Raw genomic sequence first — 11,583 nt, 5'->3', positions numbered from 1 at the left:
ATAAACGCAGAATCAGCTGATGATTTGGGGTCGAGGCATGGAACTCTACTTTCCGACGGAATTTGGCGAGCAGCTTGCCTTCGGTGCGGCAGCCTTCACGGCGCTTGCCGGCTTCGTCATCATGTTCGCGCCTGGCCTTGCTATGCGAGCTTTCGGTTTGGCGCCCCGCGGCGAGCGGCGCGAAGGTTTTAGCGAAGTCCGATCAATGGGCGGCCTCTATCTTGGCCTCGGCCTTGCCACGATCATGCTGGCGCAGGACTGGACCTATCTGGCGCTTGGAGCAGCCTTCGCGATGGCGGCTTTCGCACGCATCATTTCCATTCTGTCTGATAAGGGGAGCACGCTCCTCAATTATTTACTTCTGGTTGTGCAGGCGGCCGTCGCCGCGCTGCCGCTGCTCCACGTTTTCGGCTTCCTGCAGGGCTGATCTGAAGCGGAAAAGAAGGTGTTTCACGGGCCGCTTTCAGGTGTTTCCGTAATTTTGCAGACAGAAAATCAAGCGAAACACGTATTCGGGCATTACGCGTGTTGCGAGTCCGGATATCCTATGTTAGACGGACCCCGAATTTCGGAAGAAGCAAGAGGCTTCTCTTGCGATTTCTGGGGGAAATCAAAACGAATTCAAGATCATAAGTTCGGCGCCCGCCGAAAGTCCGATTTTGAATTGAAATCAGGGAAATTTGTGCCCGTGGCAGACACGTCCCAGCTTACTTCTGGTGTTGCAGAGCGCTATGCCTCGTCGCTTTTCGAGCTGGCTCTCGAAGAAGGCGCGGTTGACAGCGTTACCGCTGATCTCGACCGGTTCCAGACCATGCTGGACGAAAGCGACGACCTGAAGCGCTTCGTTCTCAGCCCGGTTTTTTCCGCAGAAGATCAGCTCAAGGGCATCGTTGCTATCGCCGAAAAGGCCGGCATCTCGGGCTTCTTCGCCAATTTCCTGAAGGTCGTGGCGCGTAACCGCCGCCTGTTTGCCCTGCCGGGCATGATCAAGGCCTTCCGCATCATTGCTGCCAACCATCGCGGCGAAATTTCTGCTGAAGTCACTTCGGCCCATGCTCTGAACGCGGAGCAGGAAAATGAATTGAAGGCGGCGCTGAAGGGCGTCACCGGCAAAGACGTGGCGATTGCTGTCACGGTTGATCCGTCAATTCTTGGTGGCCTGATCGTCAAGGTCGGATCCCGTCAGATTGACACGTCTCTTCGTACCAAACTCTCTACCCTTAAGCTTGCATTGAAAGAGGTCGGCTGATGGATATCCGCGCTGCGGAAATTTCCGCAATTCTTAAAGACCAGATCAAGAACTTCGGCAAAGAGGCGGAAGTCTCTGAAGTCGGCCAGGTTCTCTCCGTTGGTGACGGTATCGCTCGCGTTTATGGCCTGGACAACGTTCAGGCTGGTGAAATGGTCGAGTTCCCCGGTGGCATCCGCGGCATGGCGCTCAACCTTGAATCCGACAATGTCGGTGTCGTTATTTTCGGCTCCGACCGCGACATCAAGGAAGGCGACACCGTAAAGCGCACCGGCGCGATCGTCGACGTTCCGGTTGGTCCGGAACTGCTCGGCCGCGTTGTCGATGCTCTCGGTAACCCGATCGACGGCAAAGGCCCGATCAACGCGACCCGCCGTTCGCGCGTGGACATCAAGGCTCCCGGTATCATTCCGCGCAAGTCGGTTCATGAGCCGATGTCGACCGGCCTCAAGGCTATCGACGCTCTGATCCCGGTCGGCCGCGGCCAGCGCGAACTCGTCATCGGCGACCGCCAGACCGGCAAGACCGCCATTATTCTCGATACGTTCCTGAACCAGAAGCCGATCCACGACAACGGCCCGGAAGCGGACAAGCTTTTCTGCGTCTACGTTGCCATCGGCCAGAAGCGCTCCACCGTTGCCCAGTTCGTCAAGGTTCTGGAAGAGCGCGGCGCGCTGAAGTACTCGATCGTTGTTGCCGCCACGGCTTCCGATCCGGCTCCGATGCAGTACCTTGCTCCGTTCGCAGGCTGCGCAATGGGCGAATACTTCCGCGACAACGCTCAGCACGCGCTGATCGGTTACGACGACCTGTCCAAGCAGGCCGTTGCCTATCGTCAGATGTCGCTGCTGCTGCGCCGCCCGCCGGGTCGCGAAGCTTATCCGGGCGACGTTTTCTACCTGCATTCGCGTCTCCTTGAGCGCGCTGCAAAGATGAACGACGACAAGGGCGCTGGTTCGCTCACCGCTCTGCCGGTCATCGAAACGCAGGGCAACGACGTTTCGGCCTTCATTCCGACCAATGTGATCTCGATCACGGACGGTCAGATCTTCCTCGAAACCGACCTGTTCTACCAAGGTATCCGTCCGGCCGTTAACGTCGGCCTGTCGGTTTCCCGCGTCGGTTCTTCGGCTCAGATCAAGGCGATGAAGCAGGTTGCCGGCTCGATCAAGGGCGAACTCGCCCAGTATCGCGAAATGGCCGCCTTCGCCCAGTTCGGTTCGGACCTCGACGCTGCAACGCAGCGCCTGCTGAACCGCGGTGCACGCCTGACCGAACTCCTGAAGCAGCCGCAGTTCTCGCCGCTGAAGACGGAAGAGCAGGTCGCCGTGATCTTTGCCGGCGTCAATGGCTATCTCGACAAGCTGCCGGTCGCCCAGGTCGGCAAGTTCGAACAGGGCCTGCTGTCCTACCTGCGTTCGGAAGGCTCCGACATCCTCGATGCGATCCGAACGGAAAAGGCTATCAGCGATGCTACGAAGGGCAAGCTCACTGCTGCTCTCGACAGCTTCGCTAAGTCTTTCCAGTAATCGGGCACTAGGTTAGGACGGATAACGGATGCCTTCACTTAAGGATCTGAAAAACCGGATCGCCTCCGTCAAGGCGACGCAGAAGATCACCAAGGCGATGAAGATGGTCGCCGCGGCGAAGCTTCGGCGTGCCCAGGAGGCGGCCGAGGCCGCCCGGCCTTACTCGCAGCGTATGAATGCGGTCCTGGCGAACATCGCCAAGGCTGTTACCGACGCGGACGGTGCGCCGGCCCTGATGACCGGCACGGGCAAGGACCAGGTTCATCTGCTCGTCGTCTGCACGGCCGAACGCGGCCTGTGCGGCGGCTTCAACTCGCAGATCGCCCGCTTCGCACGCGATCATGTCCGCAGGCTCGTCGCTGAAGGCAAGACGGTTAAGATTTTTACCGTCGGCAAGAAGGGTTATGACATCCTGCGTCGCGAATTCGCGTCGATGATCGTCGAGCGCAAGGAATTGCGCGACGTCAAGAAGATCGGTTTCGAGAATGCCGACCAGATCGGCAAGCGTCTCATCGAGATGTTCGATGCCGGTGAATTTGACGTCTGCACGCTGTTCTACTCCGAGTTCAAGTCGGTGATCAGCCAGGTTCCGACCGCGCAGCAGCTCATCCCGGCCAAGGCTCCCGAAGTTGTCGCCGAAGATGCGGACCATGCCGGCGCTGTCTACGAATACGAGCCGGATCCGGCGTCGATCCTTGGCGATCTGATCCCGCGCAATATCTCCGTCCAGATCTTCCGCGCTCTCCTTGAGAACGTCGCGGGCGAAATGGGCGCCAAGATGAGTGCGATGGACAATGCGACGCGCAATGCTGGTGAGATGATCAACAAGCTGACGCTGAGCTACAACCGTCAGCGTCAGGCGCAGATCACCAAGGAACTGATTGAAATCATTTCGGGCGCGGAAGCGCTCTGAGTTAGGAAAAGAGGGTAAGAAAATGGCTGAGGCAGCTACCCGCTCTGTCGGCAAAGTCACCCAGGTTATCGGCGCTGTCGTCGACGTTGCTTTCGAAGGCGAACTGCCGGCGATTTTGAACGCGCTCGAGACCGACAATAACGGCAACCGGCTGGTTCTCGAAGTCGCTCAGCATCTGGGCGAAAACGAAGTCCGCACCATCGCGATGGATTCGTCCGAAGGACTCGTTCGTGGTCAGCAGGTTATGGATACCGGCGCTCCGATCTCGGTTCCGGTTGGTGACGAAACGCTCGGCCGTATCATGAACGTCATCGGTGAGCCGGTCGACGAAGCTGGTCCGCTGAACACCGCCCACAAGCGCGCCATCCACCAGGACGCTCCGGCCTATGTCGAGCAGTCTACGGAAGCGCAGATCCTTGTCACCGGCATCAAGGTCGTCGACCTTCTCGCTCCCTATGCAAAGGGCGGCAAGATCGGTCTGTTCGGCGGTGCGGGCGTCGGCAAGACCGTTCTCATCATGGAACTGATCAACAACGTCGCTAAGGCGCACGGTGGTTACTCGGTCTTCGCAGGCGTGGGTGAACGTACCCGCGAAGGCAACGACCTTTACCACGAAATGATCGAATCGGGCGTCAACAAGCATGGCGGCGGCGAAGGCTCCAAGGCTGCGCTGGTTTACGGCCAGATGAATGAACCGCCGGGCGCCCGCGCTCGCGTCGCTCTGACGGGTCTGACGGTTGCAGAACATTTCCGCGACCAGGGCCAGGACGTTCTGTTCTTCGTCGACAACATCTTCCGCTTCACGCAGGCTGGCTCGGAAGTGTCGGCTCTGCTCGGCCGTATTCCTTCGGCCGTGGGCTATCAGCCGACGCTCGCGACCGACATGGGTCAGATGCAGGAACGCATCACCACGACGACGACCGGCTCGATCACCTCGGTTCAGGCCATTTACGTTCCGGCCGACGACTTGACCGACCCGGCACCGGCAACTTCGTTCGCCCACCTGGACGCAACGACGGTTCTGTCGCGCTCGATCGCTGAAAAGGGTATCTACCCGGCCGTCGACCCGCTTGACTCCACGTCGCGCATGCTCGATCCGCTGGTTGTCGGCGAGGAGCACTACGAGATCGCTCGTAAGGTTCAGTCGACGCTGCAGCGCTACAAGGCCCTGCAGGACATCATCGCCATCCTGGGCATGGACGAACTATCTGAAGAAGACAAGCTGTCGGTTGCTCGCGCCCGCAAGATCGAGCGCTTCCTGTCGCAGCCGTTCTTCGTTGCCGAAGTCTTCACCGGTTCGCCGGGCAAGCTGGTTGCTCTCGAAGACACGATCAAGGGCTTCAAGGGCCTCGTCAACGGCGATTACGACCATCTGCCGGAAGCTGCTTTCTACATGGTCGGCTCGATCGAAGAAGCTATCGAGAAGGCCAAGAAGCTCGCTGCTGCTTGATGAGCGACGCTCTGGACGAGATGATGTTCTGCTGCGACACCCTCAAGAGTGTCGTGGCCGAACTTCCTGAACCGGCGGCGCCGACTATCTACCGTGCCGACAACGGCGTGATGATGATGGTTGTCGGGCTGGCTCAGACCGAGGAAGGCCTTGGCTATCTCGACCAGGCCATAGTGTACTGCCCGTTCTGCGGGACCAAATTGCAAGATGCAAAAGCCATAGCCGAGAAGGTAAGTCACTGATGGCTGACAATTTCAATTTTGAGCTCGTTTCGCCGGAGCGCCTGCTGCTGTCGGAAATGGTGACCGAGGTCGTCATTCCTGCCACCGAAGGCGAGATGACTGTTATGGCCAACCATGCCCCGACGATGACGACCATCAAGCCGGGCATCGTAAGCGTTCGTTCCTCTTCGGGCTCGAAGCAGGATTACGTTGTGTTCGGTGGTTTCGCTGACGTCCTGCCGACCGGCTGCACGCTGCTTGCCGAATCTGCCGTTCCGGTGGAAGAACTCAACAAGGACGAACTGACCCGTCGCATCGAAGCTGCGAAGAAGGAACTTGAGGATGTCGTGCACCACGAGCACAAGTCCAAGCTCGAGCACTTCATCATGGAGATGACCCGCCTGCAGGGCATGGTCGGTCAAGACTGATCGGTTCAGTCAGACATCATAGATTGAACAGAAAAGCGGCCTTCAGGCCGCTTTTCTCATGGGAGAACATGCTGCCCCTTATCCCGGCGAATGCTGTAAAACAAAACAGCCGGTATCTCACCGCCGGCCCGATCGATTTCGCCCGTGAAAATTCAGTATCTCAGAACCCGGTGCCGCCGCGCAATTCGGACAGCAGCGTGCGGAACATGATCTTCATATCCAGCCAGATGCTGAAATTTCTAATGTAGTAGATATCGCTGGCAATGCGGGCGCGCGCTTCTGTCGGTCGATCTGTCGGACCGCGCCAGCCGCGCGTCTGGGCAAGGCCGGTGATGCCCGGCCGCATCAGATGGCGGTAATGATATTCGGGCACCAGTTCCTCGTAGAGCATGCCGGCTGCGCGCATATTGATCGCGTGGCAGCGGGGGCCGACGAGCGACATATCGCCCTTGATGACGTTGAGAAGCTGCGGAAGCTCGTCGATGTTGGTCTTGCGCAGGAAGGCGCCAATCCGCGTCACGCGCCGATCACCCTTGACAGTCTGCTCGACGCCAGTCGGATCGCAGAGATCGGCCCGCATGGAGCGAAACTTGTAGACGGTGATCTTGCTGCCCTTCAGGCCCCAGCGAACCTGCCGGAAAAACACCGGCCCGCCGTCATCGATCACGATGAGAAACGCGATCACCAAAAGAACTGGAAACAGAATAATCAGCGCGCTTGTTGCACCGAAAATGTCGAAAGCTCTCTTCAATCCGAGCTGAAATCCGTTCCGGCCATCCAATGCGGCAAAGTTTTCGGGCTGGCGAATATTGGAATTCGCTGCGTCGCGAGCCTTCATCCTCACTGTTTTTACAGCGAAAGCCGTATCTTGAAGCTTATTTGAAGTAAACACGTTCATTAAGCAACGTCCGTGGAAATACTCGTATATTGCATCGCGCTGGCACAAATACATGGGCGGGATCGGTTTGTCACCCACCTCCCTAACGTTTTCGTAACCATAACGGAGCCAAATTTGGGAGTATTTCGAAATATGTCTCGGATATTTTTAATGGGTTGAGAATTAACTATATTGTTTAATGGCTGAATTCTTGCGCGTTATGCGTGCGGCGCTTCGTATTGCCGGTCGTTCGAGAGCGAAATAGCTGAGGCTTGCGAAAAGAAAAATGATCGACGTCGCGAAGGCGCAGCCGATAAACCAGTCCTGTACCGGATCGTCTCTGCCGATCCCGAATATCGCCGGAGAGATCGTCTGCATCGAGGTCAGCACGATATCCTGCCAGATATAGATCCCGAATGAGATGGTTGCCGTAGAGCGCATGACGATATTGTCGAGCAGTGCCGCAAGCAGCACGGAGCGCGAGAGGGTCACAAAGGCGGCAGCGATCAGAACTGGAAACAGCGGAAAGGCATAGGGAATTCCGAGCCATCCGTAGGCTTCCCAGGGTCCGCCTGTCGAAAGCGGCAGCTGGAGGCCGGCGGCGGCGAGGCAGGCGAGTGCGATGATATCGAACGAGATCCGACGTTTTCGCGGCAGCAGGATCTGAATGCCGGCTGCGAGTGTGCCGAGCGCAAAAACGGCGAAAAAACCGATGGGATTGTAGCTGGGCATCCACTCCTTCGCGCCGCCCTGCATGCCATATTGCCAGCCACGGTCGATCTCATTGGGCGGGAAAAGCACACGGAAGGTTTCATGGGCGATCAGCGTCACGGCAATGATGCCGAGCCAGGCAAGGCGCGTGACGGGCGGAGAACGGCGGTTTTCCGGGATCGCGAAAAGCCAGAGGAAACAAAGCGGCAGCAGCACGTAGCTCGTCGCTTCGAAAGAGATGGACCAGAGCGGGCCGTTGCCTTCGACAGGAAAGAAAGTGCGCCAGTGCCATTGGCTCATGAAGAAAAGGCCGCTGGCATAGCGCAGAGTAAGTTCCGGTGTCAGCACATGTCCAAGTAACGTGATGCTGAGGATGAAGCCCGCCGTCAAAGCCACCCAATAGCCGGGTACGATGCGGGCCGCGCGGCGTAGCGCATAGATGCGCAGATCAGGCATCGTATTGCCCGCATCAAGGGAACGCCAGAACGGCAAGGCCAGCAGGAAGCCGCTGAGGACGAAGAAGATGGCGACGCCGAAATTGCCGAAGCGCAAGGCAGTCAGCGTCGGTCGCAATTCTTCGCCGAGCTTGGTGAGGTCGATGCGCAGAATGAGATGGTGAGTGAGGACCAGCAGGCAGGCGGTTGCACGCAAGAAATCCGCTCCGGCCACCCGGTCCTGCTGCTGCATGTCGCTCCCTCGCTCCTTGCGGGACTTTGCAGTGAAAAGCTGCTGCCCGCAAGGGCGGGCTCGTCTCAGCCAAGGAGACTGTTGGTGTAGTAGGCGGAAAAGTCGGGCTTTTCCGTCAGTGCCGTACCGTTGGCATCGAGGAGGATGCCATGATCGAACAGGAAAGTGCCGATCGCTTCGGCCTTGGCCGGATCGATGGTGCCGATCGCGCCGTTTTCGCTCCTGAGGAAATGACCCTCGACGAGGGCCTTCTGCGATGCCTTGACAAGATCGGTGTTGAGCAGTGCGCCATTGCTGCCGGCGATCAGGAGGTCGCAGGCCTCGTCCGGATTGTCGACAGAATGGGCGTAACCCTTCAGTGTTGCCTGGATGAAGGCGCGGGCATTTTGCGGATTGGCCGCAAGATAGGCGTCGCTGGAAGCGATCGCGGTCGTCTGTTCGTCGGGAATGCCGTAATCGCTGTAGCGCCAGCGGCCGACCTGCCGGTTCTCGAGCTGGGCGGCAATGCCCTCCCAGGTGTAGATTTCCAGGGTGAAGTCGATGGCGCCGTTGTCGAGCGCCTCATAGGCTGAAGTGCCGAGCGTGACATTCTGGAAGGTGCCCTTGCCGCCGTCGTTGCGGATCATCGCGGAGACGAGCGCCTCCTCCCATGCGCCGCCGAAGCCACCATAGGTCTTACCATCAAGGTCTTTCGGGCTCTTGATGTCGTCACGGCCGCCCTTGAAGATCAGCCTGCCGGTTTCCGTCTGCACCACGGCGTAGACGAGCTTCACATCCGCGCCGGCGGCGCGCTGGGTGAAGGTTTCGATTTCCCCGCAGATGCCGAAATCGGCAACGCCGTTCGCGACCAGCGTGCCGGCGCTGGTATCGGCATAGGGCAGGATTTCGACATCGAGGCCGGCTGCTTCATAGAAGCCCTTCGCCCTGGCGACATAGATGCCGATATGATTGGTGTTCGGCGTCCAGTCGAGCGCGATGCGGACCTTTGCGGCAGCGGACTGGGCGAAGGCCGTGCGGCCGACGAGGCCTGCAGCCATGGCGGCAAAAAGGGTTTGTCGGCGGGTGAGAAGCATCAGGACCTCCTCAGGTTCTTTGCGGATGCAGCAGTGTTTGAAGGATTTCTGTTTCGATCGTCTGTGCGGCCGGGGAGCCGAGATCGGCAAGCGTGCGCGGTCTTGCCAGCGGCACCTCGAATTCCCTGACCACAGCTGCCGGGCGGGCGGAAAGCACATAGATGCGGTCGGACAAAAAGACCGCCTCGCGCACATCATGTGTAATCAGCAGCGCCGTCCAGCGATGATCGGTCCACATGCCTTGCAGCCATTCCTGCATCTGTGTGCGGGTCAGTGCGTCGAGCGCTCCGAAAGGCTCGTCGAGCAGCAGCACATCCTGCCGCTGGATCACAGTGCGCAGCAGCGCCGCACGCTGGCGCATGCCGCCCGAAAGGGCCGCGGGATAGTGGTTTTCGAAGCCGGCAAGGCCGAAGCGTTCGAAGAGAGGGGCAGCGACGGCGCGCGCTTGCCTGCGACGCATGCCATGCACTTCGAGGCCGAGGATCGCATTGTCGATCACGCTTCGCCACGGCATCAACGCATCGCGCTGGGGCATGAAAGCGAAGGCATGCGCAGCCTGTGAGAGCGGAGTGCCGTCGAAGAGAATGTCGCCTTTATCGGCCAGCAGTGCCTGTGTCAGCAGCCTGAGGATCGTCGACTTGCCGGAGCCAGAGGGGCCGACGATCGAAACGAATTCACCTCTGGCGATATGGAGAGAGATGTCCTTCAGCACCTCCATGCCATCAAAGGACTTCGAGATGTTCTTAAGCTCCAGCATCCCGCTCATCGGCGTTTCTCTGCGGCGGATTGCCAGGGCATGGCGAGACGCTGGATCGCCAGCGTAAGGCCGAAAAGGCACAGCGTCAGAAGGGCACTGAGAACGACGGCGGCGAGCACAAGATCCGGCCGGAAATTGTTCTTGGCGTTGAGGATGTAAATCCCCAGGCCACGGGAGGCGCCTGCATATTCGGCAAAGATCGCGCCGACCACGGCATAGGTGATCGATATGCGCAGACCCGCAAAGAAGAAGGGCATGGCGGAGGGAAGTCGCGCCAGGCAGAAGATGCGCCAGCGGCTCGCCTTCATGGAACTCAGAAGCTCGGCAATATCTCCGTCCGTCGATTCATAGCCCTGCAGCAGGGCGACCAGCAATGGGAAGAAGGTGACGAGCGCGACGAGCAGAAGTTTCGGCAGCAGCCCGAAACCGAACCAGAGCACGACCAGGGGCGCAATCGCGACCAGCGGCAGCGTCTGGCTGACGATGAAGAGCGGCAGCAGCGCGCGACGCATGAAGGGCACGAAATCCATCAGCACCGACGAGACGAAGGCAAAGACCAGCGACAGGGCAAAACCGCCGAGCGTTGCACTGAGCGTCGGCCAGGTATTGTCAAGCAGCGCCTGCCTGTTCACCCAGCTTTGTGTGAGGATGCGCGAAGGCGAGGGCAGGATGGAGGGTTTGATGCCGGAGAGATCGACATAGAGCTCCCAGACAGCCAGGAAAGCAAACACGGCAAGAATGGCAGGCAAGGCCCGCCTCAGTGTCGCAAATGTGGAATCCGATTTCGATAAGGTCATCGCCGTCAAGCGTCTCAGGCTTTGCTCGGGCTGTTCGCGGAGACCGTGATATCCAGCGTCACATGGCCTTCTGGATCGCCGAAGCGATAGAAGGCTTCGTGAATGGTCGCGAAGATCGCGCCGGCATCGCCGCGCAGCTTGGTGCAGAAATTCTTGGAGCGGTCGAATGTGCCCGAACGCTTCAGGAAATCGATGCAGCCATAGATCTCGTCCATATGCGTGCCCGTTCCCATAACATAGAGAGAAAACTGGGCTGCCGTTGCCCGGCCGGTCTGTTTCGTATCCCTGACTGCCGTGATCGCGGCCTCGACGCGCTCGGCAAGCGGCTCGGACCGGCTGGAAGACAAGCCGGCGCCGCAGATCGCATCATCCGGTTCGCCGGGGCAGCCACGCGAGATGGCGGCGGACAATACGCAATGCTCGCCGCTTGCGGCAGCCGAGACGAAGAGGTCGCGCATGGCGGCAAACAGCACGTCGGGCGGGCCGACCATCAGGGTAGAAATATCGTCGGTTTCGATGCGAAGACGATCGCGATAGGGCTCGAGAGCCTTGATAGCGTCAAGGATGATGCCGACGAAATTGCCGGACATCGGATACAGGGACACTTGCGCGCCGGAAAACATTTGGACCTCGCTCCGCTGGCATTACCCAGATCAGCTTTGAAGGGTCCGGAGGCATGCGCCTCACATCTCAGCCCCGGCAGTTCGGAGCTCCCCCGTGAAATTGTGGCGGAAACTAACACCGGGTTTGCGATACTGCAACCGCAAAATTCCTACCCGGCTACACGGTCGGTATGAGGGCGATGACCGTTTGGGAGCACCTGTTAGGTGTCGGGGAAGGAAACACCCGGACGGAGGCCCTGTCCGGGTGTCCAGCCGCTTCCGTACCTGC

Annotated in this window: 13 protein-coding genes and 1 riboswitch; of the genes, 7 read left to right on the top strand and 6 right to left on the bottom strand. The window is 59.2% G+C overall.

Going from position 1 to position 11,583, the window contains the following annotated elements; all coding sequences use genetic code 11:
• The first annotated feature begins 37 nt into the window (after window positions 1–37).
• From KQ933_RS18220 to KQ933_RS18190, 7 genes are all read left to right on the top strand, one after another.
• Window positions 38–427, top strand: coding sequence for a DUF4345 domain-containing protein (locus KQ933_RS18220; RefSeq protein ID WP_216756159.1), 390 nt, complete (start codon window positions 38–40; stop codon window positions 425–427).
• A gap of 255 nt (window positions 428–682) precedes the next feature.
• Window positions 683–1,249, top strand: coding sequence for a F0F1 ATP synthase subunit delta (locus tag KQ933_RS18215; RefSeq protein ID WP_216758946.1), 567 nt, complete (start codon window positions 683–685; stop codon window positions 1,247–1,249).
• Window positions 1,249–2,778: a F0F1 ATP synthase subunit alpha gene (atpA, locus tag KQ933_RS18210; RefSeq protein WP_216756158.1), complete on the top strand. Its 1,530-nt coding sequence runs from the start codon at window positions 1,249–1,251 to the stop codon at window positions 2,776–2,778. Before KQ933_RS18215 ends, atpA begins: the two co-directional genes overlap by 1 nt.
• A gap of 28 nt (window positions 2,779–2,806) precedes the next feature.
• Window positions 2,807–3,691 (top strand): F0F1 ATP synthase subunit gamma, encoded by an 885-nt coding sequence (locus tag KQ933_RS18205; RefSeq protein WP_216756157.1) that lies wholly within the window; start codon window positions 2,807–2,809, stop codon window positions 3,689–3,691.
• Window positions 3,692–3,713: 22 nt separating this feature from the next.
• Window positions 3,714–5,141, top strand: coding sequence for a F0F1 ATP synthase subunit beta (gene atpD / locus KQ933_RS18200; protein WP_216756156.1), 1,428 nt, complete (start codon window positions 3,714–3,716; stop codon window positions 5,139–5,141).
• Window positions 5,141–5,383: a hypothetical protein gene (locus tag KQ933_RS18195; RefSeq protein ID WP_216756155.1), complete on the top strand. Its 243-nt coding sequence runs from the start codon at window positions 5,141–5,143 to the stop codon at window positions 5,381–5,383. The genes atpD and KQ933_RS18195 overlap by 1 nt, the downstream gene beginning before the upstream one ends.
• Window positions 5,383–5,790 (top strand): F0F1 ATP synthase subunit epsilon, encoded by a 408-nt coding sequence (locus KQ933_RS18190; protein WP_216756154.1) that lies wholly within the window; start codon window positions 5,383–5,385, stop codon window positions 5,788–5,790. The genes KQ933_RS18195 and KQ933_RS18190 overlap by 1 nt, the downstream gene beginning before the upstream one ends.
• A 160-nt stretch (window positions 5,791–5,950) precedes the next feature.
• On the opposite strand, the gene KQ933_RS18185 is transcribed toward KQ933_RS18190, so the two are convergent.
• The 6 genes from KQ933_RS18185 to KQ933_RS18160 all read right to left on the bottom strand — a co-directional run bounded on the left by KQ933_RS18185 (window position 5,951) and on the right by KQ933_RS18160 (window position 11,315).
• Entirely contained in the window at window positions 5,951–6,628 is a 678-nt protein-coding gene (locus KQ933_RS18185) for a sugar transferase (protein ID WP_253958251.1), read from the bottom strand.
• A gap of 222 nt (window positions 6,629–6,850) precedes the next feature.
• Window positions 6,851–8,065: an acyltransferase gene (locus tag KQ933_RS18180; RefSeq protein ID WP_216756153.1), complete on the bottom strand. Its 1,215-nt coding sequence runs from the start codon at window positions 8,063–8,065 to the stop codon at window positions 6,851–6,853.
• A gap of 65 nt (window positions 8,066–8,130) precedes the next feature.
• The gene (locus tag KQ933_RS18175) at window positions 8,131–9,141 is read right to left on the bottom strand and encodes an ABC transporter substrate-binding protein (RefSeq protein ID WP_216758944.1); all 1,011 of its coding nucleotides are present in this window, start codon (window positions 9,139–9,141) and stop codon (window positions 8,131–8,133) included.
• Window positions 9,142–9,148: 7 nt separating this feature from the next.
• Window positions 9,149–9,904, bottom strand: coding sequence for an ABC transporter ATP-binding protein (locus KQ933_RS18170; RefSeq protein WP_216756152.1), 756 nt, complete (start codon window positions 9,902–9,904; stop codon window positions 9,149–9,151).
• Window positions 9,901–10,692 carry an ABC transporter permease gene (locus tag KQ933_RS18165; RefSeq protein ID WP_216756151.1) on the bottom strand — a complete coding sequence of 264 codons (792 nt, stop codon included), beginning with the start codon at window positions 10,690–10,692 and terminating at the stop codon, window positions 9,901–9,903. The genes KQ933_RS18170 and KQ933_RS18165 overlap by 4 nt, the downstream gene beginning before the upstream one ends.
• 14 nt (window positions 10,693–10,706) lie before the next feature.
• Window positions 10,707–11,315 (bottom strand): Ykof family thiamine-binding protein, encoded by a 609-nt coding sequence (locus KQ933_RS18160; protein WP_216756150.1) that lies wholly within the window; start codon window positions 11,313–11,315, stop codon window positions 10,707–10,709.
• Window positions 11,306–11,419, bottom strand: a riboswitch (TPP riboswitch). (Overlaps the previous gene by 10 nt.)
• Window positions 11,420–11,583: the final 164 nt, after the last annotated feature.

This window comes from Rhizobium sp. WYJ-E13, assembly GCF_018987265.1.
Classification (GTDB): Bacteria; Pseudomonadota; Alphaproteobacteria; order Rhizobiales; family Rhizobiaceae; genus Rhizobium.
This window is presented reverse-complemented; position numbering and strand designations above follow the sequence as displayed.

Excerpts from the sequence above, each read along its gene's own strand:
- KQ933_RS18170 (WP_216756152.1), bottom strand. The coding sequence starts at position 9,904 with ATGAGCGGGATGCTGGAGCTTAAGAACATCTCGAAGTCCTTTGATGGC.
- KQ933_RS18220 (WP_216756159.1), top strand. The coding sequence starts at position 38 with ATGGAACTCTACTTTCCGACGGAATTTGGCGAGCAGCTTGCCTTCGGT.
- KQ933_RS18160 (WP_216756150.1), bottom strand. The coding sequence starts at position 11,315 with ATGTTTTCCGGCGCGCAAGTGTCCCTGTATCCGATGTCCGGCAATTTC.
- KQ933_RS18185 (WP_253958251.1), bottom strand. The coding sequence starts at position 6,628 with ATGAAGGCTCGCGACGCAGCGAATTCCAATATTCGCCAGCCCGAAAAC.
- KQ933_RS18190 (WP_216756154.1), top strand. The coding sequence starts at position 5,383 with ATGGCTGACAATTTCAATTTTGAGCTCGTTTCGCCGGAGCGCCTGCTG.
- KQ933_RS18205 (WP_216756157.1), top strand. The coding sequence starts at position 2,807 with ATGCCTTCACTTAAGGATCTGAAAAACCGGATCGCCTCCGTCAAGGCG.
- atpA (WP_216756158.1), top strand. The coding sequence starts at position 1,249 with ATGGATATCCGCGCTGCGGAAATTTCCGCAATTCTTAAAGACCAGATC.
- KQ933_RS18165 (WP_216756151.1), bottom strand. The coding sequence starts at position 10,692 with ATGACCTTATCGAAATCGGATTCCACATTTGCGACACTGAGGCGGGCC.
- KQ933_RS18195 (WP_216756155.1), top strand. The coding sequence starts at position 5,141 with ATGAGCGACGCTCTGGACGAGATGATGTTCTGCTGCGACACCCTCAAG.
- atpD (WP_216756156.1), top strand. The coding sequence starts at position 3,714 with ATGGCTGAGGCAGCTACCCGCTCTGTCGGCAAAGTCACCCAGGTTATC.
- KQ933_RS18180 (WP_216756153.1), bottom strand. The coding sequence starts at position 8,065 with ATGCAGCAGCAGGACCGGGTGGCCGGAGCGGATTTCTTGCGTGCAACC.